The organism is Streptomyces sp. NPDC015131 (genome assembly GCF_043079975.1).
Classification (GTDB): domain Bacteria; phylum Actinomycetota; class Actinomycetes; order Streptomycetales; family Streptomycetaceae; genus Streptomyces.
The window spans coordinates 306,626-332,364 of sequence record NZ_JBIBVB010000007.1 but is presented as its reverse complement, the minus strand read 5'-3'; the positions used below and the strand labels follow the sequence as shown (position 1 = coordinate 332,364).

The following is a 25,739-nucleotide window of genomic DNA, read 5'->3' as shown; positions in this document are numbered from 1 at the left end:
TCACATTCCTCGTCGGGGAGCGGGCGACGCTCCCTGGCCGGCCGCCACCTCGCGCAGGTACGGGTTGGTGGCGCGCTCGCGGCCGATGGTCGTCTGGGGACCGTGGCCGGACAGCACCACGGTCGAGTCGTCGAGCGGCAGGCACACACGCGCCAGCGAGTCGAGCATCTCGGCCATGTCACCGCCCGGCAGGTCGGTGCGTCCGATGGAGCCGGCGAACAGCAGGTCGCCCGAGAAGAAGACGGGCGGAACGTCCGCCGCCTCGGGCATCCCGAAGGTCACCGACCCCTTGGTATGGCCGGGCGCGTGCGACACGGTCAGCTCCAGGCCCGCGAGGCTCAGCCGCGCGCCGTCGGTCAGCTCGTGGACGTCGTCCGGCTCCCCGACGGTCAGCTCGCCCATCAGCTGCGTGCCGATGGAGCGGCCGAGGGCCTTCTCCGGGTCGCTCATCATGTACCGGTCGGAGGGGTGGATCCACGCGGGTACGTCATGGGCGCCGCAGACCGGGACGACGGAGGCGACGTGGTCGATGTGTCCGTGGGTGAGGACGACGGCCACGGGCTTGAGCCGGTGCTTCCTGAGCGTCTCCTCGACACCCTGGGCGGCCTGGTGGCCCGGGTCGATGATCACGCACTCCTCGCCCGCGGCGGGGGCGACCAGGTAGCAGTTGGTCCCCCAGGCCCCGGCGGGGAAGCCGGCAATGAGCACGATGCGTCCTTGAGGTGTCGTCCGGCACGGTCGTCCGGTGGAGGAATGCAGCAGATCAGAGCCTACCGGCGCTGCTCATTCCACAGCCAACCCGTATACGGTACGGGCACACTCGGCCTGCACAGGAACAGACGACCGACAAGGAGAAGACCCAGTGGTCACCAGCGATCAGCGGCGGCGGCAGCTCGCCCGGGAGAAGTTCGAGCGCCAGCAGAAGCGCCGTGCCGAGGCCCGGCGCAAGGCGAAGCGGCGCACCGCGATCGTGGTGGCCGCGATCGCGGTGGCGCTGGTCGCGGGCGCCGGGGCGTACACGAACTTCCGTACCGAGTCCGCCGCGGACAGCGGGAAGAAGCCCATCGAGTTCCCCTCGCCGGGCGCGAGCGAGAGCGCCGCCCCGGAGCCGGGGATGGCGATCGACGCCAAGGCGAAGTACACGATGGCGCTGACCACGAACCACGGCGCTGTGTCGATCGCCATGGACGCGGCGAAGACGCCGCGCACGGTGAACTCCTTCAAGCACCTGGCCGACAAGAAGTACTTCGACAACACGAAGTGCCACCGGCTGACGACGCAGGGCATCTTCGTCCTCCAGTGCGGCGACCCCAAGGGCGACGGGTCGGGCGGCCCGGGCTACACCATCCCGGACGAGAACCTCGGCGCGCTGGGCAAGCCGGGTGCGGACGGCACGGTGACCTTCAAGGCGGGCACGGTGGCGATGGCCAACACCATGCAGCCCGACACCGGCGGCAGCCAGTTCTTCCTGGTGTACAAGGACACCAAGCTGCCCCCGCAGTTCACGCCCTTCGGGACGATGGACGCGGCCGGGCTGAAGGTGGTCCAGGAGATCGCGAAGGGCGGCGTCGCGGGCGGTGCCGGGGACGGGGCGCCCAAGAAGGCCGTCACCGTGCGGAAGGCGACCGTCGGCACGGCGTGAACCGCCGAATTCGGTCGCGCTGAGTGCGGACAGCCGGGCGGCCGGTCGCCTAGATTGGCGTTGTGCAGCGCGGCCTGGAGCGCCGTGCTGTGGAGGGCGGGCGAGGCCCGTCGGAGAACTGTGGACGATGCCCGGGGGCGACGCCCTCGCCGGCATCATGTGGAGGAGGCGCTGTGAGCAGCGACCCGTGGGGCCGCGTCGACGAGACGGGCACCGTGTACGTGCGTACAGCCGACGGCGAGCAGGTCGTCGGATCGTGGCAGGCCGGCACTCCCGAGGAGGCACTGGCCTACTTCGAGCGCAAGTACGAGGGCTTGGTTGTGGAGATCGGCCTCCTCGAGAAGCGGGTGAAGACCACCGACCTGTCGGCCAAGGACGCGATGGCCGCGATCGACCACATCCGCCACCAGGTGGACGAGCACCACGCCGTGGGCGATCTCGACGCGCTCCGCAAGCGGCTCGACACCCTGGTCGGGACGGTCGAGGCGCGCCGCGAGGAGCGCAAGGCGCGCAAGGCCAAGCAGACCGACGAGGCGCGGCACGCCAAGGAGGCGCTGGTCGCCGAGGCGGAGGAGCTGGCGCAGAGCGAGCAGTGGCGGGCCGCGGGTGAGCGGCTGCGGGCGCTGGTGGACACCTGGAAGGGCCTGCCCCGGCTCGACCGGAAGTCCGACGACGAGCTGTGGCACCGCTTCTCGCACGCCCGGTCGGCGTTCTCGAAGCGGCGCAAGGCCCACTTCGCGTCGCTGGACGCGCAGCGCGAGGAGGCCCGCAAGACCAAGGAGCGCCTGGTCGCGGAGGCCGAGTCGCTGTCCGGCTCGACCGACTGGGGGGTCACGGCCGCCCGGTACCGGGAGCTGATGGCGGACTGGAAGGCGGCGGGCCGGGCCCAGCGTGAGCACGAGGACGACCTGTGGAACCGCTTCCGCGGCGCCCAGGACGTGTTCTTCGCGGCCCGCAGCGAGGTCTTCGCGGAGCGGGACGCCGAGCAGGCGGAGAACCTGAAGCTGAAGGAGGAGCTGGCCGGCGAGGCGGAGAAGCTGCTGCCGGTCACGGACCTGAAGGCGGCCCGGGCGGCGTTCCGGTCGATCAACGAGCGGTGGGAGGCGATCGGCCATGTGCCGCGCGACGCCCGCCCCAAGGTCGAGGGCCGGATGCACACCGTCGAGCGGGCGATCCAGGAGGCCGAGGAGGCCGAGTGGCGCCGGACGAACCCGGAGGCACGCGCGCGTGCGGCGGGTCTGACGGGCCAGCTCCAGGACGCGGTCGACAAGCTGCGCAAGCAGATCGACACGGCCCGGGCGGCGGGCAACGACGCCAAGGCGGACAAGCTCACCCGTGAGCTGGAGGGCCGGCAGGCGCTGCTGGACCAGGCGCTGAAGGGCCTGGAGGAGTTCGGCGGCTGATCCCCGCCAGGCACATGAGGAAGGGGCCTCCCCCCGGGGAGGCCCCTTCCTCATGTCGCGCTACGGCCGGCGGGCCGAGGTCACGCGGTACACGTCGTAGACGCCCTCCACGCCCCGGACCGCCTTCAGGACGTGCCCCAGGTGCTTGGGGTCGCCCATCTCGAAGGTGAAGCGGGAGGTGGCCACCCGGTCGCGGGAGGTCTGGACGGCGGCGCTCAGGATGTTGACGTGCTGGTCGGACAGGACACGGGTGACGTCCGACAGCAGCCGGGAGCGGTCCAGGGCCTCGACCTGGATGGCGACCAGGAAGACCGAGGACTGCGTGGGCGCCCACTCGACGTCGAGGATGCGCTCGGGCTGCTGCGAGAGCGAGTCCACGTTGACGCAGTCGGCGCGGTGAACCGATACGCCGCTGCCGCGGGTGACGAAGCCGATGATCGGGTCGCCGGGCACCGGGGTGCAGCAGCGGGCGAGCTTGACCCACACGTCCTCGACGCCCTTGACGACCACACCCGGGTCGGCCTTGGCGCGCCGCTTGCCACGCCCGCGGGACGGCGGGGCGGACTCGGCGATGTCCTCACTGGCGGCCTCCTCGCCGCCGAGGGCCTGCACCAGCTTCTGTACGACGCCCTGGGCGGCGACATGGCCCTCGCCGATCGCGGCGTACAGCGACGAGATGTCGGGGTAGCGCATCTCGTGCGCCAGGGTGACCAGCGAGTCGCCGGTGAGGATGCGCTGGATCGGCAGGTTCTGCTTGCGCATGGCCCGCGCGATGGCGTCCTTGCCCTGCTCGATCGCCTCGTCGCGGCGCTCCTTGGAGAACCAGGCGCGGATCTTGTTGCGGGCCCGGGGCGACTTGACGAAGCCCAGCCAGTCGCGGGAGGGGCCGGCGCCGGCCGCCTTGGAGGTGAAGACCTCCACCAGGTCGCCGTTGTCGAGGGTCGACTCGAGCGGGACGAGCCGCCCGTTGACCCGGGCCCCGATGGTGCGGTGGCCGACCTCGGTGTGGACGGCGTAGGCGAAGTCCACCGGGGTGGCCCCGGCCGGCAGCGCTATGACGTCACCCTTCGGGGTGAAGACGAAGACCTCGTTGCGGGACAGGTCGAAGCGGAGCGACTCCAGGAACTCGCTGGGGTCCTCGGTCTCCTTCTGCCAGTCCAGCAGCTGGCGCAGCCACGCCATGTCGTTGATGTGGTCGTCCTTGCCGGCCTTCTTCGGTACGTCGGTGCGCACCTTGGAGGCGCCGGCGACGGCCTCCTGCTTGTACTTCCAGTGGGCGGCGATGCCGTACTCGGCGCGGCGGTGCATGTCGAACGTCCGGATCTGGAGCTCGACGGGCTTGCCGTTGGGGCCGATGACCGTCGTGTGCAGCGACTGGTACATGTTGAACTTCGGCATCGCGATGTAGTCCTTGAACCGGCCGGGGACCGGGTTCCATCGCGCGTGGACGGTGCCGAGGGCGGCGTAGCAGTCGCGGACCGTGTCGACCAGGACGCGGATGCCGACCAGGTCGTAGATCTCCGCGAAGTCCCGGCCGCGGACGATCATCTTCTGGTAGACGCTGTAGTAGTGCTTGGGCCGGCCGGTGACGGTGGCCTTGATGCGGGCGGCGCGCAGGTCGGCCTGGACCTCGTCGGTCACTATGGCGAGGTACTCGTCCCGCTTGGGGGCGCGCTCGGCGACGAGGCGGACGATCTCGTCGTACATCTTGGGGTAGAGGATCGCGAAGGCGAGGTCCTCCAGCTCCCACTTGATGGTGTTCATGCCCAGGCGGTGGGCGAGCGGGGCGTAGATCTCCAGCGTCTCGCGGGCCTTCTTCTCCTGCTTCTCCCGCTTGAGGTAGCGCATGGTGCGCATGTTGTGCAGGCGGTCGGCGAGCTTGATGACCAGGACGCGCGGGTCCTTGGCCATGGCGACGACCATCTTGCGGACGGTCTCGGCCTGCGCGGCCTCGCCGAACTTGACCTTGTCCAGCTTGGTGACGCCGTCGACGAGGAGGGCGACCTGGTCGCCGAAGTCCTTGCGGAGCTGCTCCAGGCCGTACTCGGTGTCCTCGACGGTGTCGTGGAGGAGGCCCGCCATCAGGGTCGCGGGGTCCATGCCCAGCTCGGCGAGGATGGTGGTGACGGCGAGCGGGTGCGTGATGTACGGGTCGCCGCTCTTGCGCTTCTGGCCGCGGTGCCAGCGCTCGGCGACCTGGTAGGCGCGCTCGATCTGGCGGAGCGTCGCGGTCTCGATCTTGGGGTCGTTGCCGCGGACTATGCGCAGCAGGGGCTCCAGGACCGGGTTGTACGGGGACGAGCGCTGGACGCCCAGCCGGGCGAGGCGGGCGCGCACCCGGTTGGAGGAGCCGCCGGATCGGGCGGCGGCGGGCGGGGTGGGCTTGGGTGCCGAGACGGGCGCCGGGCCGCTCGCCCGCTGGACCGCGGCCGGGCCGGTGTCGGTGGTCCGGTTCACCGCGGCCCGGTCGGCGGGCGTGGCTGGGGGCGCCGCGGCCTTGTCGGCCTGCTGGTCGGGCTTCGCGGCGGAGAGTGGCTGGGCCTCGTCTGGCAAGAGCGCTCCTCGTGCGGGTCCGGGTCCCCCGGTCAGGCCCGGAATCCCATGGTACTGACCCGGGGCGGGCGGTACTCCCCCGGACGGCGGCGGCCCGTGCGGGCGGCCGGACACAGAGACGGGCACCCGGTCCTCCCGGGTGCCCGTCCCTCGGCTCTGTACGCAGGTCAGAGCGTGATCAGCGCCTCCAGCGGGGCGCCGTCCAGCGCGGTCTCCAGGCGGGCCCGCCCGCCGAGGAAGCCCAGCTCCATGAGGACGGCGACGCCCGCGACGTCCGCCCCGGCCCGCCGGATCAGCTCCAGCGCGGCCCCGGCGGTGCCGCCGGTGGCGAGGACGTCGTCGATGACCATGACGCGGTCGCCGGGGAGCAGGTCCTCGGCGTGCACCTCGATCTCGGCGGTGCCGTACTCCAGCTCGTACGCCTGGCTCAGCGTCGCGCCGGGGAGCTTGCCCGCCTTGCGGACCGGGACGAGGCCCAGCCCGGCGGCGACGGCGACCGGTGCGGCGAGGATGAAGCCGCGCGCCTCCAGCCCGACGATCTTGGTCGCGCCGTGCCGTGCGCACAGCTCGGCCAGCTCCCGGGTGAGGGCGCCGAACGCCTCCGGGTCCGCCAGCAGCGGGGTGATGTCCTTGAACGTCACTCCGGCGATGGGGTGGTCGGGGACGTCCCGGATGCGGCTGAGCAGCAGGTCCCGTGTGGTGACGGTCATCGGCGCTTGCCCCGCCCCCGGCTGGGCTGGCGCCGCTGGCCGACCACCGCGCCGGCGGGCGCGGCGTCCTGCGGCTCGGTGGCGAGGCTCTCGGGGGTCCCGGCCGCCTCCGCCGCCTCGGCCTCCTGCGCCTCGGTGGGCTCGCCCTTCTGGGCGGCCTGGGCGCGCTTGGCGAGGACGCGCTTCTTCAGCGCCTTCATCCGCGGGTCGCGTTCCTTGAGGTCGGCGACGAGCGGGGTGGCGATGAAGATCGACGAGTAGGCACCGGCCGCGAGACCCACGAACAGCGACAGCGAGATGTCGTTGAGCATGCCCGCGCCCAGGAAGCCGCCGCCGATGAAGAGCAGGCCGGCGACCGGCAGCAGCGCCACGACCGTGGTGTTGATGGAGCGGACCAGGGTGCTGTTGAGGCTGCGGTTGGCGATCTCGCTGTAGGTCCAGCGGGTCTGCTTGGTGATGTCCTTCGACGCCTCCTTCAGACCGTCGAAGACGACGACGGTGTCGTAGAGGGAGTAGCCGAGGATGGTCAGCAGACCGATCACGGTGCCCGGGGTGACCTCGAAGCCCACCAGGGCGTAGATGCCCACGGTGATGGTGAGGTCGTGGATGAGGGCGATCAGCGCGGCGACGGCCATGCGCCACTCGAAGGCGATGGCCAGGTAGACCACGACGAGGATCATGAAGACGCCGAGGCCGGTCCACGCCTTGTTGGCGATCTGCTCGCCCCAGCTGGGGCCGACCAGCTCACGGTCGATCTGGTCGGCGGGGACCCCGAGGTCCTTGCCGAGCTCGTCGGCCACCTTGTCGGCCTGCGCGGTGTTCAGCTCGCTGACCTGGATGCGCAAGGTGTCGTTGCCGAGCTTCTGGACGATCGCGGGGTGGCCGGAGGCCTCCTCCGCGTACTCCTGGGCCTGGGTCACGGACACGCTCGTCTTCGGGGTGCTGAAGACGGCGCCGCCCTTGAACTCGATGCCCATGTTGAGGCCCTGCACGGCGAGCCCGACGATCGCGGTGATCGTGATGAGGATCGAGACGCCGTACCAGATCATCCGCTTGCCGACGAAGTCGTAGCCGACCTCGCCGCGGTACAGCCGGGCGCCGATGGTTCCGAGACGCGACACCTCACGCCTCCTTCGGGGTGGTGGGGGCGGACGTGCGGCGGGAGCGGCGCAGCGGGGGCTTGGCGCCGAGCCGCTTCGGGTCGAGTCCGGACCACGGGTGGCCGCCGGCGAAGAACTTGGTGCGCGCGAGGAGCGTCATCAGGGGCTTGGTGAAGAGGAACACGACCACGACGTCGAGCAGCGTGGTCAGGCCCAGGGTGAACGCGAAGCCCTGCACCTTGCCGACGGTGACGATGAACAGCACGGCGGCGGCGAGGAACGACACGAAGTCGGACACCAGGATGGTGCGCCGGGCCCGCGGCCAGGCCCGCTCGACGGCCGGGCGGAGCGTACGGCCCTCGCGGATCTCGTCGCGGATGCGTTCGAAGTACACGATGAACGAGTCGGCGGTGATGCCGATGGCCACGATGGCGCCGCAGACGGCCGGCAGGTTGAGCGCGAAGCCGATGGCCGGGCCGAGGAGCGACATCAGGGTGTACGTGAGGATCGCCGAGGCCAGCAGGGACAGCAGGGCGACGAGCGACAGGCCCCGGTAGTACACCAGCAGGTAGATCACCACGAGCGCGAGGCCGATGGCGCCCGCAATGAGGCCGGCCTTGAGCTGCTCGCCGCCGAGCGCGGCGGAGACGGTGGTGACGCTCTGCTCCTCGAAGGTCAGCGGCAGCGCGCCGTAGCTGAGGATGTTGCCGAGGTCCTGGGCGGACTGCTGGTCGAAGCTTCCGGAGATCTCGGCGTTGGCGCTGAGCGTGGTGCGCACCGAGGGGGCCGAGACGACCTCGCCGTCGAGGACGATGGCGAACTGGTTCATCGGCGGCTGCTGCTGGGAGAGCCGGCTGGTGATCTTCTGGAACTTCTTGGAGCCCTTGTCGGTGAACTCCATCTGGACGATCCACTGACCGGTCTGCTGGTTGATGGCGGCCTGGGCGTCGTCGACGTCCTTGCCGTCCACCTCGGCCGGGCCGAGGATGTACTTCTCCCACTGGCCGATGGCGTTCTGGCCGCAGCCGATGGTGGTGTCGGTGGCCTTCGCGCCCTCACCGGCGGCGGCGCGGGCCTTGCGGTCCGTGCAGTTCAGCGCGGCGAACTGGGCCTGGAGCTTCTCCGCGGCGGCCGCGTCGGCGGGCGGGGTGGGCTCGGGGCTCGCCGGCGGCTTCGGGGAGCCGGAGGCGGAGCCGCTGGGCGCGGGCGTGGGGGCCTTGAGCGCGTCGGTGACGGCGCGGCCCTGGGTGGTGGCGCTGGGGGTCGGCTTCGCGGACGGGGCGGTGACCTCGTCCTTGTCGCCGCCCTTGCCCGAGGGGGAGGCGCTGGGCTTGGGGCTGGTGGAGGGCTCCGGCTTCACCGGGCCGCCGGGGGCGACGGTGATCACGGGGCGGAAGTACAGCTGGGCGGTGGTGCCCACCTGCTCCCGGGCCTGCTCGGAGTTCGTCCCCTTGGGGATGTTGACGATGATGTTCTCGCGGCCCTGGGTCTGGACCTCGGACTCCGAGACGCCCAAGCCGTTGACACGGCGCTCGATGATGCCGACCGCGGTGTTCATGTTGGTCTCGTTGACCGCGCTCTCCTTGCCGGGCTCCGCCTCGGCCTTGAGCGTGATCGTCGTACCGCCGGCGAGGTCGATGCCCAGGCGCGGGGTGGTGTGCCCGGACCAGAACATCCCGCCGGTGAGCGCGGCCATGGCGATCAGGATCAGGACCAGGGCACGCCCCGGCTTGCCCTGCCCCCCCGACGCCGGGCCTCGGCCCTTCTTGGGTGCTGCCACCTTCTCGTTTCTCCCTGTCCAACCGCCGCTACGCCGGGTATGCGTCGGGGCGGCCACGAAGTGGTGTTGGGGATTCCCCCGCGTGTGTCGGCACGGAACGGACCGCGTACGCCGGTGGGCGACGCGGTCCGCCTGTACGCCTTACTTCGCGTCGGTCTCGCCGTCGGTCCGGTCGTCGGCCTTGGCGTCCTTGGCCTCCGGAGCGGCCGGCGGCGTGGTCCCGCCCTCGGTCGCGTCCTTCTTGCCCAGGTCGATCCGGGTGTCGTCGGCGGCCTCGGTCGCGGTGAGCGACGAGGCGTCGTCCGGCACGACGGGGGTGTCGGTCTTCAGGTCACCGTCGCCGTGGACGATGCGGTTGTACTCCTCGTCGTCCAGGACGGCACCGACGGCGTTCTTGGCGTAGACGGCGTGGACCCCTGGAGCGACCTCCAGGAGGACCGTGTCGTCGCCGACCTCCTTGACGGTGGCGTACATCCCCCCGATCGTCCGTACGCCGGTTCCGGGCTGCATCTGGTTGCGCATGGCCACCGCCTGCGCCTGCTTCTTCTTCGCAGAGCGAGTCATCAGGAACATGGCCCCGATGAGGACGATGAACGGCAGGAGGGTCACGATACTCACGGGACGACAAATCCTTCGCACGGTCGCGGGCAACCGCGGCCTGATCTTCGGGGGTGGGTACGCCGGCCTGTACGGTCGGCATCGGCGGAGTCTAGGCGAGTCCGCATCACTGGAACAACGCCCAGCATGGCACCGCGGTTCCTGGCCCGGCGACTCTCCTCGCCGTCACGCCCCGAACAGCCCCTGTTGTCCGCTTCCCGGTCCTCCTGCCTGCGGCGGTACGAGACCGAGGTGCGCCCAGGCGGCGGGGGTGGCGACGCGCCCGCGGGGCGTGCGGGCCAGCAGGCCCTCCCGTACGAGGAAGGGCTCGGCCACCTCCTCGACGGTCTCCCGCTCCTCCCCCACCGCGACGGCCAGGGTGGACAGGCCGACCGGTCCGCCGCCGAACAGCTTGAGCAGGGCTTCCAGCACCGCCCGGTCGAGCCGGTCGAGGCCGCGCTCGTCCACCTCGTACACCTTGAGGGCGGTGGCGGCGATCTCGCGGGTGATCAGGCCGTCCGCCTTGACCTGGGCGTAGTCCCGGACGCGGCGCAGCAGGCGGTTGGCGATACGGGGCGTGCCGCGGGAGCGGCCGGCGATCTCGGCGGCGCCGTCGGTGTCGATTTCGACGTCGAGGAGCTGGGCCGAACGGTGGATGACGCGCTCCAGCTCGGCCGGGGCGTAGAACTCCATGTGGGCGGTGAAGCCGAACCGGTCGCGCAGCGGGGGCGGCAGGAGGCCGGCCCGGGTGGTGGCGCCGACGAGGGTGAAGGGCGGCAGCTCCAGGGGGATGGCGGTGGCGCCGGGCCCCTTGCCGACGATGACGTCGACCCGGAAGTCCTCCATCGCCATGTAGAGCATCTCCTCGGCGGGCCGGGACATCCGGTGGATCTCGTCGAGGAAGAGGACCTCGCCCTCCTGGAGGGAGGAGAGGATCGCGGCGAGGTCGCCGGCGTGCTGGATGGCGGGGCCGGAGGTGATGCGGATGGGGGCGGCCATCTCCGCCGCGATGATCATGGAGAGGGTGGTCTTGCCGAGGCCGGGCGCGCCGGACAGCAGGACGTGGTCGGCGGTGGCGCCCCGGGCGAGGGCGGCCTTGAGCACCAGGTCCAGCTGCTCGCGGACCCGCTCCTGGCCCACGAACTCGTCCAGCGACTTGGGGCGCAGGGCCGCCTCGACCGCCTGGTCCTCCCCGTCGGCGGACGCGCCGACGAGCCGGTCGGCGGCGGGGGTGGGGTCGTCGTCGTACCGGTTCACTGCGCGTTGCCTCGGGGGGTCGGGGCGGCCGGGCCGCTCGGGCGGGGGGTCATCGGGCGCGGTTCAGGGTCTGGAGGGCGGCCTTGAGGAGGCGGCCGACCTGCGGCTCGCCGGTCTCGGCCTCCGCCTGCGGGGTGACGGCGGCGACCGCCTCGTCCGCCTCGCGGGTGGCGTACCCCAGGCCGATCAGCGCGGCGTGCAGCTGGTCGCGCCAGGACGCGGTGACCGCGGAGAGGGCGGCGGGCGCGGTGCCGAGGGGCTCGCCGAGCCGGTCCTTCAGCTCCAGCAGCAGCTTCTGGGCGCCCTTCTTGCCGATGCCCGGCACGGCGGTGAGCGCCTTCTCGTCGCCGGTGGCCACCGCGCGGCGCAGGGCGTCGGGCGTGTGCACCGCGAGCATGGCCTGCGCGAGGCGCGGGCCGACACCGCTGGCGGTCTGGAGCAGCTCGAAGACCTGCCGCTCGTCGTCGTCGGCGAAGCCGTACAGCGTGAGGGAGTCCTCGCGCACCACCAGCGAGGTGGCGAGCCGGGCCTCCTGACCGACCCTCAGGGCGGAGAGGGTGTTGGGCGCGCACTGGACGGCCATGCCGACGCCGCCCACCTCGATCACGGCCGTGGTCGGGGCGAGTGCGGCGACCGGGCCGGAGACGAAGGCGATCATGCGGGGTGGCCTTTCCGTGCGTGGTGGGCGGCGACCGCCTGCTGGAGGCGGTTGGTGGCGGGGGCGCGCCAGATGTGGCAGATGGCGAGGGCCAGGGCGTCGGCGGCGTCGGCGGGCTTGGGCGGCGCGTCGAGCCGGAGCAGCCGGGTGACCATGGCTCCGACCTGGGCCTTGTCAGCGCGGCCGCTGCCGGTGACGGCGGCCTTCACCTCGCTGGGCGTGTGCAGGGCGACGGGGATGCCCCGGCGGGAGGCGCAGAGCATGGCGACGGCGCTGGCCTGGGCGGTGCCCATGACCGTACGGACATTGTGCTGGCTGAACACCCGCTCCACCGCGACCAGTTCGGGCCGGTGCTCGTCCAGCCACTCCTCGATGCCGCGCTCCACGGCGACGAGGCGGTGGCCGGTGTCGGCGTCCGCGGGGGTGCGGACGACTCCGACGCCGAGCATGGTCAGCGGGCGGCCCGCGACGCCTTCGACCACGCCGACACCGCACCGGGTCAGGCCGGGGTCCACCCCCAGAACGCGCACGCCCGCCTCCCTCTTTGCGGCTAAACCGCCGCCGCTCTCGCGGAGGTGGCTGATCGCCGTCGTGGTTCCTCAATGCATGGTTGCCGTCCACAGGCTAACCGGCCCCTCTGACAACAACGGCGGGCCGGCCGGGGGTGTGTTCCCCCGGCCGGCCCGCCGGACGCGTGGCTCAGGCGTCGACCTTGGCCATGACCTCGTCGGAGACGTCGAAGTTGGCGAAGACGTTCTGCACGTCGTCGCTGTCCTCCAGCGCGTCGATCAGCTTGAAGATCTTGCGCGCGCCCTCCTCGTCCAGCTGGACCTGCATGGTCGGGACGAAGTTGGCGTCGGCCGAGTCGTAGTCGATCCCGGCCTCCTGGAGCGCGGTGCGGACCGCGACCAGGTCGGTGGCCTCGCTGAGCACCTCGAAGCTCTCGCCGAGGTCGTTGACCTCCTCGGCGCCCGCGTCGAGGACCGCGCCGAGCACGTCGTCCTCGGTCAGCTCGCCCTTGGGGACGATCACGACGCCCTTGCGGTTGAAGAGGTACGACACCGAGCCCGGGTCGGCCATCGAGCCGCCGTTGCGGGTCATGGCGACCCGGACGTCCGAGGCGGCGCGGTTGCGGTTGTCGGTGAGGCACTCGATGAGCACCGCGACACCGTTCGGCCCGTAACCCTCGTACATGATCGTCTCGTAGTCCACGCCGCCGGCCTCGAGGCCGCCGCCGCGCTTGACCGCGGAGTCGATGTTCTTGTTCGGGACGGAGCTCTTCTTCGCCTTCTGGATGGCGTCGAACAGCGTGGGGTTGCCGTCGGGGTCGGCGCCGCCGGTGCGCGCGGCGACCTCGATGTTCTTGATCAGCTTCGCGAAGAGCTTGCCGCGCTTGGCGTCGATCACGGCCTTCTTGTGCTTCGTCGTAGCCCATTTAGAGTGGCCGGACATCTGCCTGTCTCCTTCGCGTAACCCTTTTCTGCACTAACCCCGGAGATCCTACCGGGACGGGGTCAGCCCGCCGCGCGCACCATGTCGACGAACAGGGCGTGCATCCGGTGGTCGCCGGTCAGCTCGGGGTGGAACGACGTGGCGAGCGCGTTGCCCTGGCGTACGGCGACGATGTGGCCGCCGTGCTCGGCGATCACCTCGGCACGGGCGCCGACCGACTCGACCCAGGGGGCGCGGATGAAGACGCCCTCGACAGGGCCGCCCTCGACGCCCGCGACCTCGACGGCGGCCTCGAAGGACTCGTTCTGCCGCCCGAAGGCGTTACGGCGGACGATCATGTCGATGCCGCCGAACGTCTCCTGGCCCGAGCGCGGGTCGAGGATCTTGTCGGCGAGCATGATCAGGCCGGCGCAGGTGCCGTAGACGGGCATCCCGGCGGCGATGCGCTCGCGCAGCGGCTCCATGAGGCCGAACAGTTCGGCCAGCTTGGAGATGGTGGTGGACTCCCCGCCGGGGAGCACCAGTCCGTCGACCTCGGCGAGTTCCTCGGGCCGCCGGACCGGCCTGGCCACGGCGTCCGCCGCGGCCAGGGCGATCAGGTGCTCGCGGACGTCGCCCTGGAGGGCGAGGACGCCGATGAGCGGAGCGGTCATCACCAGCCCCGGTTCGCGTAGCGCTCGGCCTCGGGGAGGGTGTCGCAGTTGATGCCGACCATGGCCTCGCCCAGGTTGCGGGAGGCGTCGGCGATGATCTTCGGGTCGTCGTAGAAGGTGGTGGCCTTCACGATGGCGGCGGCGCGCTTGGCCGGGTCGCCGGACTTGAAGATGCCGGAGCCGACGAAGACGCCCTCGGCGCCGAGCTGGCGCATCAGCGCGGCGTCGGCCGGGGTGGCCACACCGCCGGCGGAGAACAGCACGACCGGCAGCTTGCCCAGCTCGCTGACCTCCTTGACCAGCTCGTAGGGGGCGCGCAGCTCCTTGGCGGCGGCGTACAGCTCGTTGTTGTCGAAGCCGCGCAGCTTGGCGATCTCGTTCTTGATCTGGCGCAGGTGGCGGACGGCCTCGACGACGTTGCCGGTGCCGGCCTCGCCCTTGGAGCGGATCATGGCCGCGCCCTCGGCGATGCGGCGGAGGGCCTCGCCCAGGTTGGTGGCACCGCAGACGAAGGGGGTGGTGAAGGCCCACTTGTCGGAGTGGTTGATCTCGTCGGCCGGGGTGAGGACCTCGGACTCGTCGATGTAGTCCACGCCGAGGGACTGCAGCACCTGGGCCTCGACGAAGTGGCCGATGCGGGACTTGGCCATGACCGGGATGGAGACCGCGTCGATGATCTCCTCGATCATGTTCGGGTCGGACATCCGGGCCACTCCGCCGTCCTTGCGGATGTCGGCCGGGACCCGCTCCAGGGCCATGACGGCGACGGCGCCGGCGTCCTCGGCGATCTTGGCCTGCTCGGCGTTGACCACGTCCATGATCACGCCGCCCTTGAGCTGCTCGGCCATGCCGCGCTTCACGCGGGCGGTGCCGGTCTCGGGGGACTGCGGGGTGGTGGTGCTGGACACGGATGGACCTCACTCGGGAAACGGGGCGGTTTCAACTACACCGAGGATCCGGGGCCACCCAGTCCACATCAAGGGCCAATGGTGAGCCGGTGGCTCGTTTTCCGGGGCTCAGGCGCTGCCCGGCCGGTCCGCCAGCGCCACCGGCGGCTCGTCGTCCATCTCGAAGGCCAGGGGGAACGGGGCGTGCCCGGCCAGCCGGAGCCAGCGCACCTTGCGGTGCCGGCGCAGCGCCCGCGCCGCGCGGACGGCGTCGTTGTGGAAGCGGCGGGCCATCGGCACCCGCCGTACCGCCGCGGCCAGCTCCCCCGCCGCCTCGTCGCCGCCCGGGGCCTCCCGGACCGCCTCCATCTGCTCGGGCTCCCCGAACACCGCCCGCAGCGCCTGGCTCAGCTCGCTCTCGGCGACCTCCCGCTGCTCCTCCTCGGCCTGCCGGGCGGCGTGCGCGGCCTCGTACAGCACGATCGACGCGGCCGGGTCGAGCACGCCCGAGGTGGCCAGCTCCTGGGCGACCGACGCCCGCCGCAGGAGCTGGGCGTCCAAGGCGGCGCGGGCGGCGTCGATCCGGGCGTGCAGCCGGTCGAGCCGTCCGGCGGTCCAGCTCAGGTACAGGCCGATCGCGACCAGGGCGACGACGATCCAGATGAAGGTTTCGATCACGGGCGCAAAGGCTACCCGCGCGCCGCCGCGTCCCCTTCCCACACCGACCGGTCGTGCGCGAACAGCACGCGCCGCGGCGCGAACGCGGCGAGCCGCTCCAGCCACTCCGGTACGGGAATCCCGCCGTGCCCCGCGCGGCGGGCCATCTCGTCCGAGGCGTACGACGACGCGAAGTCGTACGCCTGCCCGGCCAGCACCACGGCGCCGTCCGGTCCCGACAGCACCAGCGACTGGTGTCCCTCGGTGTGCCCGGGCGTGGGGACGATCCGGACGCCGGGCCGGACGCCCGCTCCGGCGAGCGCCTCGGCCAGCCCCTTCCGTACGGGCCGGTAGCGCGCGTCCGCCTCCGGGTCGCCCTCCCCCAGCCCGGTGTCGAACAGCAGCAGCCCCCGCTCGTGCCGTACCAGGTACGCGAGCACGGGCTCCACGCGCGCGTGGGGGGTGCCCGCCTCCTCGGCGGACCGCACGAAGTGGCCCAGGTCCAGTCGGTCGATGCGCATGGGCGCCATGCTGCCGTCCGGGATGCGCGCGTGACAGGGGGCCACCGGGGCCGGACGGCGGCCGGGGCCCCGCCTCAGTCGCGGGCCAGGCCCCAGCGGGCGCGCAGGCCGCCGATCCGCTCGTCGGTGGCGACCGAGGCCGCGCCGTCGGTGACCGTCTCGTACACGGCGAGGATGTCCGCGCCGACGGTGGACCAGTCGAAGCGGCGGACATGGGCGCTGCCCCGGCGGCGCAGCTCCTCGCGCCGCTCCGGGTCGCCCAGCAGCCGGATCGCCGTCTTCGCCAGGGCGTCGGCGTCCTCGTTGGCGAACAGCTCGCCCGCGGCGCCCTGGTCCAGCACCTGGGCGAACGCGTCCAGGTCGCTGGCCAGCACCGGGGCGCCGGCCGACATGGCCTCGACCAGGATGATGCCGAAGCTCTCCCCGCCGGTGTTGGGCGCGACGTACACGTCCACACTGCGCAGCAGCCGCGCCTTGTCCTCGTCGCTGACCATCCCGAGGAACTCCACGCGCTCGCGCATCGCGGCCGGGAGGGAGGCCACCGCCTCCTCCTCGTCGCCCCGGCCCGCGACCAGCAGCCGGGTGTCCGGGCAGGCGGCCAGGATCTTCGGGAACGCCTTCATCAGCACCGGCAGGCCCTTGCGCGGTTCGTCGATCCGGCCGATGAAGCCGAGGGTGCCGCCCTGCCACTCCGCCTTGGGCTCGGCATCGGCGAAGAACCCGACGTCCACGCCGTTGGGGATGACGACCGCGTCGCCGCCGAGGTGCTCGACCAGGGTCCGGCGCGCGTACTCGCTCACCGCGATCCGGGCGCTGATCTTCTCCAGCGCGGGCTGGAGGATCGGGTACGCGGCGATCATCGCCCGGGAGCGCGGGTTCGAGGTGTGGAAGGTGGCCACGATCGGGCCCTGGGCCGCCCAGCAGGACAGCAGGCCCAGCGAGGGCGAGGCCGGCTCATGGATGTGGATCACGTCGAACGTGCCGTCGTGCAGCCAGCGCCGCACCCGCGCCGCCGACAGGAAGCCGAAGTTCAGCCGGGCCACGGAGCCGTTGTACGGGACGGGGACCGCGCGGCCCGCCGAGACGACGTACGGCGGCAGCGGGGTCTCGTCGTCGGCGGGGGCCAGCACCGACACCTCGTGGCCCAGCCGGATCAGGTGCTCGGCGAGGTCGCGGATGTGGAACTGGACGCCTCCGGGGACGTCCCAGGAGTACGGGCAGACGATGCCGATCCTCACGCGCCGGGGCCCTTCGCCGGGTCCAGGTCGGCGAGCCACAGCCGCTGGAGCATGTGCCAGTCCTCCGGGTGGTCGGCGATGCCGGTGGCGAAGGCGTCGGCCAGCGCCTGCGTCATGGCGGACGTCCTCTCCGCGCGCGTGCCGGTCGCGGGCACGTCGACGGGCGGGTGCACCCGCCCGCGCATGGTCGACGTCTCGTCGTACCAGAGGGTCACCGGCAGCAGCAGGGCGCCGGTCTGCTGGGCGAGCATCGCCGGGCCGGCGGGCATCCGGGCGGTCTCGCCGAAGAACGTCACCTCGACGCCCGACGCGGACAGGTCCCGGTCCGCGACCAGGCAGACGAGCCCGCCCGCCCGCAGCCGCCGGGCCAGCGTCCCGAACGCGGACCCGCCGGTGTGCGGCAGGACCTCCATGCCCAGCGACTCCCGGTAGGCCACGAACCGGTCGTACAACGACTCGGGCTTCAGCCGCTCGGCGACCGTGGTGAACGGCACGCCCAGGGAGCGGGTGACCCACACGCCGGCGAGGTCCCAGTTGGCGAGGTGCGGAAGGGCCAGGACGACGCCCTTGCCCGCGGCCAGGCCGTCCGTGAGGTGGTGCACGTCCTTGGGGTCGAAGGACTCGCCGACCCGCTCGGCGCTCCACGCCGGGAGGCGGAACGACTCCATCCAGTAGCGCATGTACGAGCGCATCCCGGCCCGCGAGAGCTGGGCCAGCCGCTCCGGGGAGGCGTCCGGCACCACGCGCGCGAGGTTGGCCTCCAGGCGCAGCACGCCCTTGCCGCGCCGCTTCCAGGCGGTGTCGGCGATCCGCCGGCCGAGCCCGGCGGCGACCGGCTCGGGGAGCTTCTTCACAGCGCCCCAGCCGAGCCCGTACAGCGTGTCGGTCAGCCGCTCGCCCAGCGCGCTCATGTCGCCTCACTCCCCCTCGTACCAGAAGCACCGGAAGCCCCAGGAGTCCCGGAGGCACCAGAAGCCCCAGAGGCCCCAGGAGTCCCAGACGCCCCACCAGCCCCGGAAACCCCACCGGCCCCAGGAACCCCACCGGCCCCGTCCGCCTCCGCGGCCTCGCGGCGTACCGTCACCACCCGCTGTCCCAGCGTCACCGCGCTGCCCACGGCGACCAGCCACAGGGCGATCGGCAGCAGCACCTGGATGCCCGGCACGCCGAAGCCGTGCAGTCCCGCGAGGCCCGCCGCCACCAGGGACACCACGAGCCGCTCGGCCCGCTCCACCAGTCCGTTGACCGCGACCGGCAGGCCGATCGACTCGCCGCGCGCCTTGGTGTACGACACGACCTGGCCGCTGGCCAGGCAGAAGATGGCCACGGCGCACAGCACATTGTCGTCGCCCCCGCCCGCGTACCACAGGGCGAAGCCGCCGAAGATCGCGCCGTCGGCGACCCGGTCGAGGGTCGAGTCCAGGAAGGCACCCCAGCGGCTGGAGATCCCGGCCTGGCGGGCCATGTTCCCGTCCACCAGGTCGGAGAAGACGAACAGGGTGATGACGATCGTGCCCCAGAAGAACTCCCCCCGGGGGAAGAAGACCAGGGCACCCGCCACCACGCCGGCCGTCCCGATCAGCGTCACGGCGTCGGGGCTCACCCCGCGGCGGAGCAGAAACGCGGCGAACGGTGTGAGAACACGCGTGAAGAACGCACGCGCGTACTTGTTCAGCATGGCCTTCCCGAGGGGTCGGTGGGCCGCGCGGCCCCTACGGCCACCGGCTGGCCCATCGTAGCCACGCGGGGGCACCCGCCACTCCCGGGCACCCTGCTCCCGTCGCGGTGTCGGACGTATGGACGCAACCTGGCCTGAGTGGAAAGCTCGAAAGACGACCGCGGGCACCGCCGGAGCTGCTGCCCAAGGAAGCTCCCCCGCGCCCGCGCCCCCCACCTCCGCCGTGCACCCCGTGCACTCGCGATCAGGAGGAAGACTCATGGGCGACAAGGCGAACGCACACCCCGGGGCCGCCGGCAGGGCGGTAACGGCCGACCAGCCCGCGTCGGTACGGAACGTGGTGCTGGTCGGCCACAGCGGATCCGGCAAGACGACCCTGGTCGAGGCCCTCGCGCTGACCGCCGGAGCGGTCAACCGGGCGGGCCGGGTCGAGGAGGGCGGCACGGTCTCCGACTACGACGAGATCGAGCACCGCCAGCAACGTTCCGTACAGCTCTCGCTCGTCCCGCTGGAGTGGGACGGCTGCAAGATCAACCTGCTGGACACCCCCGGGTACGCCGACTTCGTGGGCGAGCTGAGGGCCGGGCTGCGCGCGGCGGACGCCGCGCTCTTCGTCGTCTCGGCGGCACAGGAGGCCGACGCCGTCGCCGGCTCCTGCCGGGCGGTCTGGGAGGAGTGCGCGGCGGTCGGCATGCCCCGGGCCATCGTGGTCACCCACCTCGACACCGCGCGCGTGGACTACGACGAGCTGACCCGGGTCCTGGCCGGCATCTTCGGCGGCGACGACCCCGACGCCATCCTGCCCCTCTACGTCCCCGTCCTGGGCCCGCAGGCGCCCGACGGCCACGCCCCCGCGACCGGGCTCACCGGGCTGCTGACGCAGAAGGTCTTCGACTACTCCTCCGGCGAGCGGCGCGAGAACCCGCCCGAGGACGCCCAGCTCCCCCTGATCGCCGCGGCCCGCGCCCGCCTCATCGAGGGGATCATCGCCGAGAGCGAGGACGAGTCCCTGATGGACCGCTACCTCGGCGGCGAGGAGATCGACCTCAAGACGCTGATCGACGACCTGGAGACGGCCGTCGCGCGCGGCACCTTCCACCCGGTCCTGGCCGCCGCGCCCGCCGCGCCCGGCGGCAAGCAGGGCCTGGGCACCGTGGAGCTGCTGGACCTGATCACCCGCGGCTTCCCCACCCCGCTGGAGCGCGTGGCGCCGGCGGTCACCACTCCCGGGGGCGACCCGCGCCCGGCGCTGGCCTGCGACCCGGACGGGCCGCTGGCCGCCGAGGTGGTCAAGACGTCCTCCGACCCGTACGTGGGCCGGATCTCGCTGGTACGGGTCTTCTCGGGCACCCTGCGCCCCGACCAGACGGTGCACGTCTCCGGGCACGGGCTCGCCGACCGGGGCCACGACGACCACGATGTCGACGAGCGGGTCGGCGCCCTGTCCGCGCCGTTCGGCAAGCAGCAGCGGCAGCTGAGCCACGCGATCGCCGGCGACCTGGCCTGTGTCGGCAAGCTGTCCCGCGCCGAGACCGGCGACACGCTCTCCGCCAAGGACGACCCGCTGCTGATGGAGCCGTGGACGATGCCCGACCCGCTGCTCCCGCTCGCCATCCAGGCGCACAGCAAGGCCGACGAGGACAAGCTGTCGCAGGGCCTCGCCCGGCTCGTCGCCGAGGACCCCACGATGCGGCTGGAGCAGAACCAGGACACCCACCAGGTGGTGCTGTGGTGCCTGGGCGAGGCGCACAAGGACGTCGCGCTGGAGCGGCTGCGCGAGCGGTACGGGGTCCAGGTCGACGTGGTGCCCCACAGGGTGTCGCTGCGCGAGACCTTCGCCGGGCGGGCCGCCGGGCGGGGCCGGCACGTCAAGCAGTCGGGCGGGCACGGCCAGTACGCGATCTGCGAGATCGAGGTGGAGCCGCTGCCGCCCGGCTCGGGCATCGAGTTCGTCGACAAGGTCGTCGGCGGGGCGGTGCCGCGCCAGTTCATCCCGTCCGTGGAGAAGGGCGTACGCGCCCAGGCGGCCAGGGGCGTGGCCGCCGGGCACCCGCTGGTGGACGTGCGCGTCACGCTCCTGGACGGCAAGGCGCACTCGGTGGACTCCTCGGACGCCGCGTTCCAGACGGCCGGCGCCCTGGCCCTGCGCGAGGCCGCGGCGGACGCCCGGATCAACCTCCTGGAACCGGTCGCCGAGCTCCAGGTGCTCGTCCCCGACCAGTACGTCGGGCCGGTGATGAGCGACCTGTCCGGGCGGCGCGGACGCGTCGTCGGCACCGAACAGGCGGGGCAGGGCCGCACGTTGGTGCGCGCCGACGTGCCGGAGATCGAGATCGGCCGGTACGCCGTGGACCTGCGCTCCCTGACCCACGGCACGGGCCGGTTCGACCGCTCGTACGCCCGCCACGAGGCCATGCCGCCGCAGGTCGCCGAGAAGGTCCGCGAACGGGCCGCCGGCTGACCGCCGTTGACCGGCCGCCCGCCCGATTCCCCTCGGGGCGGGCGGCTTTCGGCCGTCCGCCGACACGCGGCCGGCGGCCTCGGTAGGCTGTGGTGCCCAGTCCGGCACGTGTGCGGGGCCGAGGGGTTGGGAACAGACCGCAGTGCGGACTCACGCGGCGATGGGGGCGGACGAAGTGACCATGGACAGTTTCGGCCTCGGTGCTCAGGTACCGCTCCAGGGCTCGGCCGGGCAGACGGTGGCCACCCATGCGCTGGCCTCCGCCGCGTACCGGGAGAACGTCCCGGTGGACGAGATCCTCAAGGCCGACAACGAATGGCACAAGTCCACCGTCACCAAGGGCAAGTTCTCGCTGTTCACGCCCAACCTGGGCGAGGCGTTCTCCCGGGCCGTGACCGCCCGGATGCTGGGCGGCGCCCGCAAGCCGCTCATCCAGTCCTTCGGCACCGATCCCCAGCCGGTCGTCGAGCACTGCCTGGCCGCCACCAACATTCGCAAGGGCCGCGACCGGAAGCTGACGCTGATCACCCTGCTCTTCGGTGTGCTGTTCCTGCCGGGGATGCTGGTGTGGCTGACCGTGTTCCAGCTGCGCCGCACCCTGGCCGGCGCCTCCGGGAAGCGCTCCGGCGCGCTGGGGTCGCTGCTGCTGGTCGGTGTGGGGATCCTGGCCCTGCTGTTCCTCTTCAAGCTGCCCTTCACCGGCCTCCCCGCGCTGTACCTGCGCGCGATGTTCGTCGCCCCGGTGATCGGCTGGTTCCTCGCCAAGCGGATCTGCGAGTCGACCGCCAAGGACCTGCGCGCCCGCTGGGAGTCGCTGCTCAGCGGCGGGGGCGGCGTGGGGCCCAAGATCCCCGAGGCCGTGCCGCACGACCCCAATGAGACGGCCGCCGAGGAGCTGCGCCTGCAGCTGGAGAAGCTCACCGCCGAGCAGCGCTCCAATGTCGTCTTCTACGCCGGGCCCAAGGGCATCCTCGGCATGGGCACCCGCTGGGGCAGCTGGCACCTCGCCGAGGAGCTGGTGCCGCAGGAGGGCAAGGAGATCCACGCCTTCCGGACCTGGGACGTGATCCGCCCGATCCACGACGAGCTGAAGATGCTGGAGCGCGGCACCCTCAAGACCGGTTTCCCCACCCCGTCCGTCAACCACTGGATCGTCACCCCGGTCGGCGAGGGGGCGGCCGAGGTCGCCCGGCCGGAGGGCGAGGACATCGTCGCGTACCAGGTGAAGCCGCACGAGATACAGCGGGTGTGCAACGAGAACCAGTTCGGCAAGGGGAACCGCCACTACCTGGGCGTGCAGTTCGTCCTGTGGGACGGGCAGCTCGTGCTGACCATGATGGTGACCGTGACGGCGCTGCTGCACACGCTGCGCATCGAGGTCACCGGGCACGCGCTGGGCCCGGTGCACGGGCTGTTCACCACGAAGCCGGAGCCCAAGAAGAAGGTCGTCTCCAAGACCGTGCGGTTCTGGGAGACCAGGGAGATCCTGCTGCCGCTGATCGACAACGACGAGGTGGTACGGCTCGCGGTGCGCGCCCCGCTGACCTGGTTCCCGCCGGTGCTGGACTTCCTCGGCGGCAAGCTGGTGCTGCCCGAGCCCTTCGGGCTGCGGCACGCCTGGGCGTCCCAGCCGTGGCGCCACCGCTTCATGGCGGACGACGCGATCCGGGCGGCGACGCCGGTGATGCGGGCGGTGCACACGGCGACGATCAAGATGCTCGACGAGCACGGGGTGGACACCGAGCGGTTCACCAACCGGTCGATGATCCTGAGCGGTTTCGTCCAGGACCCGTCGCCGCGGAAGGCCGACTCGTACGACGCGTGAGGGGCGCCGCCCCGCGCGTCAGGCGGTGGGCCACGCCTCGGCGAGCATCCGGCGGGTGTCGCCGAGGAGCTGCGGCAGGACCTTGGTGTGGCCGACGACCGGCATGAAGTTGGTGTCGCCGCCCCAGCGCGGCACCACGTGCTGGTGGAGGTGGGCGGCGATGCCGGCGCCGGCGGTGGCGCCCTGGTTCATGCCGATGTTGAACCCGTGCGCCCCGGAGGCGGTGCGCAGCGCGGTCATGGCCTGCTTGGTGAGCAGCGCCAGCTCGGCGGTCTCGGCGTCGTCCAGCTCGGTGTAGTCGGCGACGTGCCGGAAGGGGACGACCATCAGGTGCCCGCCGTTGTACGGGTAGAGGTTGAGCACCGCGTACACGCTCTGGCCGCGGGCGACGATCAGGCCGTCCTCGTCGGACTTGGCCGGGATGGCGCAGAACGGGCAGCCGTCGCCGGCGCCGGGTCCGGTGGGCTTGTTCTCCCCCTGGATGTACGCCATCCGGTGGGGCGTCCACAGGCGCTGGAACGCGTCGGGCGTCCCGACTCCGATCTGCTGCTCCGGCTCAGTCGTCATGCGGGCCAGCATATTCGCTGCCGGTGACACCGAACCGCCGAGGGGCGGCCCCGGTGACCGGGACCGCCCCTCGTACGGGACGCGTCAGACCTGGACGCGGCGCTCCACCACGTCGGCGAGCTTGGCCAGGGCCTCCTCGCGGGGGATGCCGTTCTCCTGGGAGCCGTCGCGGTACCGGAAGGACACCGTCCCGCCGTTCATGTCGTCGTCGCCGACGATGACCATGAACGGGGTCTTGGCCTTCTGGTGGGTGCGGATCTTCTTCTGCATCCGGTCCGATGAGGCGTCCACCTCGACCCGCAGGCCCTTGCGCCGGGCCTCGGCGGCGAAGTCCTGGAGGTACTCGACGTGGGCGTCGCCGACCGGGATGCCGACCGCCTGGACCGGGGCCAGCCAGGGCGGCATGGCGCCCGCGTAGTGCTCCAGGAGCACGGCGAAGAAGCGCTCGATGGAGCCGAACAGGGCGCGGTGGATCATCACCGGGCGCTGCTTGGAGCCGTCGGCCCCGGTGTACTCCAGGTCGAAGCGCTCCGGCAGGTTGAAGTCGAGCTGGACGGTCGACATCTGCCAGGTCCGGCCGATGGCGTCCTTGGCCTGCACCGAGATCTTCGGGCCGTAGAAGGCCGCGCCGCCGGGGTCGGCGACCAGCTCCAGGCCCTGCTTCTCGGCCACCGCCCGCAGGGTCTCGGTGGCCTCCTCCCACACCTCGTCCGAGCCGACGAACTTCTCCGGGTCCTTGGTGGACAGCTCCAGGTAGAAGTCGTTGAGGCCGTAGTCGCGCAGGAGGTTGAGCACGAAGGTGAGGGTGCGGTCCAGCTCCTCCGCCATCTGCTCCTTGGTGCAGTAGATGTGCGCGTCGTCCTGGGTGAAGCCCCGGGCGCGGGTCAGGCCGTGCACGACGCCGGACTTCTCGTACCGGTACACCGTCCCGAACTCGAAGAGGCGCAGCGGCAGCTCACGGTAGGACCGGCCCCGCGCGTCGAAGATCAGGTTGTGCATGGGGCAGTTCATGGGCTTGAGGTAGTAGTCCACGCCCTCGTCGAGCTGCATGGGCGGGTACATGCCGTCGGCGTACCAGTCGAGGTGCCCGGAGGTCTCGAACAGCTTCCCCTTGGTGGCGTGCGGGGTGTAGACGAACTCGTACCCCTCCTCCTCGTGCCGGCGGCGCGAGTAGTCCTCCATGACCCGGCGGATGATGCCGCCCTTGGGGTGGAAGACGGCGAGGCCGGAGCCGATCTGCTCGGGGATGGAGAACAGGTCCAGCTCGGCGCCGAGCTTGCGGTGGTCGCGCTTCTCGGCCTCGGCGAGGAAGTCCAGGTGGGCCTTGAGCTCGTCCTTGGACGGCCAGGCGGTGCCGTAGATGCGCTGGAGCATCGGGTTCTTCTCGCTGCCGCGCCAGTAGGCCGCCGCGTTCCGCATGAGCTTGAAGGCGGGGATGTTCCGGGTGGTGGGCAGGTGCGGGCCCCGGCAGAGGTCCTTCCAGCACAGCTCGCCGGTCTTGGCGTCGAGGTTGTCGTAGATGGTCAGCTCGCCGCCGCCCACCTCGACGTCCGCGCCGTCGTCGCTGGACGCGGAGCCCTTGAGGCCGATGAGCTCCAGCTTGTACGGCTCGCCGGCCAGCTCCTCGCGGGCGGCGTCGTCGCCGACCACGCGGCGGGAGAAGCGCTGGCCGCGCTTCTGGATCTCCTGCATCTTCTTCTCGATGGCCTTGAGGTCATCGGGGGTGAAGGGGCGGTCGACGTCGAAGTCGTAGTAGAAGCCGTCCTTGACCGGCGGGCCGATGCCCAGCTTCGCCTCGGGGAACAGCTCCTGCACGGCCTGGGCCATGACGTGCGCGGTGGAGTGCCGCAGGATGTTCAGGCCGTCCTCGGAGGAGATCTCGACCGGCTCGACGGTCTCGCCGTCCGCGATCTCGTACGCGAGGTCCTTCAGCTCGCCCGCCACCCGGGCGGCCACGACGGTGCGCTCACCGGCGAAGAGGTCGGCGGCCGTAGTGCCCGGCGTCACCACGCGCTCTTCCCGCTCGGAATCGCGTTGGATGATCACACGGACGTCTGACACCGGTCTCTCCTGACTGATGGGGGAACCCGTAACCGTTGC

The 25,739-nt window shown here is 71.9% G+C and carries 23 protein-coding genes; 4 read left to right on the top strand and 19 right to left on the bottom strand.

From position 1 onward, the window contains the following. On the bottom strand, nt 1–708 hold the full coding sequence (locus tag ACF08D_RS27200; protein WP_392226141.1) for an MBL fold metallo-hydrolase: 708 nt from the start codon (nt 706–708) through the stop codon (nt 1–3). Nucleotides 709–862: 154 nt separating this feature from the next. Here ACF08D_RS27200 and ACF08D_RS27195 point away from each other — a divergent pair, with 154 nt between their 5' ends. Together ACF08D_RS27195 and ACF08D_RS27190 are read left to right on the top strand one after the other, a co-directional pair. After that, nucleotides 863–1,642 carry a peptidylprolyl isomerase gene (locus ACF08D_RS27195; protein ID WP_392226139.1) on the top strand — a complete coding sequence of 260 codons (780 nt, stop codon included), beginning with the start codon at nt 863–865 and terminating at the stop codon, nt 1,640–1,642. 173 nt (nt 1,643–1,815) lie between these two features. Next, nucleotides 1,816–3,045, top strand: coding sequence for a DUF349 domain-containing protein (locus tag ACF08D_RS27190; RefSeq protein WP_392226137.1), 1,230 nt, complete (start codon nt 1,816–1,818; stop codon nt 3,043–3,045). A gap of 60 nt (nt 3,046–3,105) precedes the next feature. Here ACF08D_RS27190 and ACF08D_RS27185 read toward each other — a convergent pair whose 3' ends face one another. From ACF08D_RS27185 to pgsA, 16 genes are all read right to left on the bottom strand, one after another. Next, nucleotides 3,106–5,598: a RelA/SpoT family protein gene (locus ACF08D_RS27185; protein ID WP_392226135.1), complete on the bottom strand. Its 2,493-nt coding sequence runs from the start codon at nt 5,596–5,598 to the stop codon at nt 3,106–3,108. 167 nt (nt 5,599–5,765) lie between these two features. Continuing rightward, entirely contained in the window at nt 5,766–6,308 is a 543-nt protein-coding gene (locus ACF08D_RS27180; RefSeq protein ID WP_392226133.1) for an adenine phosphoribosyltransferase, read from the bottom strand. Continuing rightward, nucleotides 6,305–7,429: a protein translocase subunit SecF gene (gene secF, locus ACF08D_RS27175; RefSeq protein WP_392226131.1), complete on the bottom strand. Its 1,125-nt coding sequence runs from the start codon at nt 7,427–7,429 to the stop codon at nt 6,305–6,307. The genes ACF08D_RS27180 and secF overlap by 4 nt, the downstream gene beginning before the upstream one ends. A gap of 1 nt (nt 7,430) precedes the next feature. Beyond that, nucleotides 7,431–9,188, bottom strand: coding sequence for a protein translocase subunit SecD (secD, locus tag ACF08D_RS27170; RefSeq protein WP_392226129.1), 1,758 nt, complete (start codon nt 9,186–9,188; stop codon nt 7,431–7,433). Between the two features lie 141 nt (nt 9,189–9,329). Next, the gene (gene yajC / locus ACF08D_RS27165; RefSeq protein ID WP_392226127.1) at nt 9,330–9,806 is read right to left on the bottom strand and encodes a preprotein translocase subunit YajC; all 477 of its coding nucleotides are present in this window, start codon (nt 9,804–9,806) and stop codon (nt 9,330–9,332) included. A gap of 165 nt (nt 9,807–9,971) precedes the next feature. Then, nucleotides 9,972–11,042: a Holliday junction branch migration DNA helicase RuvB gene (gene ruvB / locus ACF08D_RS27160; RefSeq protein WP_392226125.1), complete on the bottom strand. Its 1,071-nt coding sequence runs from the start codon at nt 11,040–11,042 to the stop codon at nt 9,972–9,974. A 49-nt stretch (nt 11,043–11,091) separates the two neighbouring features. Then, nucleotides 11,092–11,700, bottom strand: coding sequence for a Holliday junction branch migration protein RuvA (ruvA, locus tag ACF08D_RS27155; protein ID WP_392226123.1), 609 nt, complete (start codon nt 11,698–11,700; stop codon nt 11,092–11,094). After that, nucleotides 11,697–12,230, bottom strand: a complete 534-nt coding sequence (ruvC, locus tag ACF08D_RS27150) for a crossover junction endodeoxyribonuclease RuvC (protein WP_392226121.1) — start codon at nt 12,228–12,230, stop codon at nt 11,697–11,699. Before ruvC ends, ruvA begins: the two co-directional genes overlap by 4 nt. Nucleotides 12,231–12,399: 169 nt before the next feature. Then, nucleotides 12,400–13,152, bottom strand: coding sequence for a YebC/PmpR family DNA-binding transcriptional regulator (locus ACF08D_RS27145; protein WP_392226119.1), 753 nt, complete (start codon nt 13,150–13,152; stop codon nt 12,400–12,402). 62 nt (nt 13,153–13,214) lie between these two features. Beyond that, the gene (gene pdxT, locus ACF08D_RS27140) at nt 13,215–13,805 is read right to left on the bottom strand and encodes a pyridoxal 5'-phosphate synthase glutaminase subunit PdxT (protein ID WP_392226117.1); all 591 of its coding nucleotides are present in this window, start codon (nt 13,803–13,805) and stop codon (nt 13,215–13,217) included. After that, nucleotides 13,805–14,713, bottom strand: a complete 909-nt coding sequence (gene pdxS / locus ACF08D_RS27135) for a pyridoxal 5'-phosphate synthase lyase subunit PdxS (RefSeq protein WP_392226115.1) — start codon at nt 14,711–14,713, stop codon at nt 13,805–13,807. Before pdxS ends, pdxT begins: the two co-directional genes overlap by 1 nt. A 108-nt stretch (nt 14,714–14,821) precedes the next feature. Further along, entirely contained in the window at nt 14,822–15,370 is a 549-nt protein-coding gene (locus ACF08D_RS27130; protein WP_392226113.1) for a hypothetical protein, read from the bottom strand. An 11-nt stretch (nt 15,371–15,381) separates the two neighbouring features. Beyond that, nucleotides 15,382–15,870, bottom strand: coding sequence for a hypothetical protein (locus tag ACF08D_RS27125; RefSeq protein ID WP_392226111.1), 489 nt, complete (start codon nt 15,868–15,870; stop codon nt 15,382–15,384). 74 nt (nt 15,871–15,944) lie between these two features. Then, nucleotides 15,945–17,108 carry a glycosyltransferase family 4 protein gene (locus ACF08D_RS27120; protein WP_392226109.1) on the bottom strand — a complete coding sequence of 388 codons (1,164 nt, stop codon included), beginning with the start codon at nt 17,106–17,108 and terminating at the stop codon, nt 15,945–15,947. Then, on the bottom strand, nt 17,105–18,019 hold the full coding sequence (locus ACF08D_RS27115) for a phosphatidylinositol mannoside acyltransferase (RefSeq protein ID WP_392226107.1): 915 nt from the start codon (nt 18,017–18,019) through the stop codon (nt 17,105–17,107). The genes ACF08D_RS27120 and ACF08D_RS27115 overlap by 4 nt, the downstream gene beginning before the upstream one ends. Next, on the bottom strand, nt 18,016–18,786 hold the full coding sequence (gene pgsA, locus ACF08D_RS27110; RefSeq protein WP_392226105.1) for a phosphatidylinositol phosphate synthase: 771 nt from the start codon (nt 18,784–18,786) through the stop codon (nt 18,016–18,018). Before pgsA ends, ACF08D_RS27115 begins: the two co-directional genes overlap by 4 nt. 259 nt (nt 18,787–19,045) lie before the next feature. On the opposite strand from pgsA, the gene ACF08D_RS27105 reads away from it, so the two are divergent. Then, the gene (locus ACF08D_RS27105) at nt 19,046–21,247 is read left to right on the top strand and encodes an elongation factor G-like protein EF-G2 (RefSeq protein WP_392226103.1); all 2,202 of its coding nucleotides are present in this window, start codon (nt 19,046–19,048) and stop codon (nt 21,245–21,247) included. 181 nt (nt 21,248–21,428) lie between these two features. Further along, the gene (locus tag ACF08D_RS27100; protein WP_392226101.1) at nt 21,429–23,072 is read left to right on the top strand and encodes a hypothetical protein; all 1,644 of its coding nucleotides are present in this window, start codon (nt 21,429–21,431) and stop codon (nt 23,070–23,072) included. A gap of 18 nt (nt 23,073–23,090) precedes the next feature. Here the strand turns inward: ACF08D_RS27100 and ACF08D_RS27095 are convergent, their stop codons facing one another. Continuing rightward, nucleotides 23,091–23,651 carry an HIT family protein gene (locus tag ACF08D_RS27095; RefSeq protein ID WP_392226099.1) on the bottom strand — a complete coding sequence of 187 codons (561 nt, stop codon included), beginning with the start codon at nt 23,649–23,651 and terminating at the stop codon, nt 23,091–23,093. A gap of 72 nt (nt 23,652–23,723) precedes the next feature. After that, entirely contained in the window at nt 23,724–25,700 is a 1,977-nt protein-coding gene (thrS, locus tag ACF08D_RS27090; protein WP_392226097.1) for a threonine--tRNA ligase, read from the bottom strand. Between the last annotated feature and the right edge of the window lie 39 nt (nt 25,701–25,739).

What these genes read in the sequence shown, in the direction of transcription:
- pdxT (WP_392226117.1), bottom strand. Translation starts at nt 13,805, where the DNA reads ATGACCGCTCCGCTCATCGGCGTCCTCGCCCTCCAGGGCGACGTCCGC.
- ACF08D_RS27100 (WP_392226101.1), top strand. Translation starts at nt 21,429, where the DNA reads ATGGACAGTTTCGGCCTCGGTGCTCAGGTACCGCTCCAGGGCTCGGCC.
- ACF08D_RS27115 (WP_392226107.1), bottom strand. Translation starts at nt 18,019, where the DNA reads ATGAGCGCGCTGGGCGAGCGGCTGACCGACACGCTGTACGGGCTCGGC.
- ACF08D_RS27105 (WP_392226103.1), top strand. Translation starts at nt 19,046, where the DNA reads ATGGGCGACAAGGCGAACGCACACCCCGGGGCCGCCGGCAGGGCGGTA.
- ACF08D_RS27125 (WP_392226111.1), bottom strand. Translation starts at nt 15,870, where the DNA reads ATGCGCATCGACCGACTGGACCTGGGCCACTTCGTGCGGTCCGCCGAG.
- ACF08D_RS27095 (WP_392226099.1), bottom strand. Translation starts at nt 23,651, where the DNA reads ATGCTGGCCCGCATGACGACTGAGCCGGAGCAGCAGATCGGAGTCGGG.
- pgsA (WP_392226105.1), bottom strand. Translation starts at nt 18,786, where the DNA reads ATGCTGAACAAGTACGCGCGTGCGTTCTTCACGCGTGTTCTCACACCG.
- ACF08D_RS27180 (WP_392226133.1), bottom strand. Translation starts at nt 6,308, where the DNA reads ATGACCGTCACCACACGGGACCTGCTGCTCAGCCGCATCCGGGACGTC.
- ACF08D_RS27145 (WP_392226119.1), bottom strand. Translation starts at nt 13,152, where the DNA reads ATGTCCGGCCACTCTAAATGGGCTACGACGAAGCACAAGAAGGCCGTG.
- ruvA (WP_392226123.1), bottom strand. Translation starts at nt 11,700, where the DNA reads ATGATCGCCTTCGTCTCCGGCCCGGTCGCCGCACTCGCCCCGACCACG.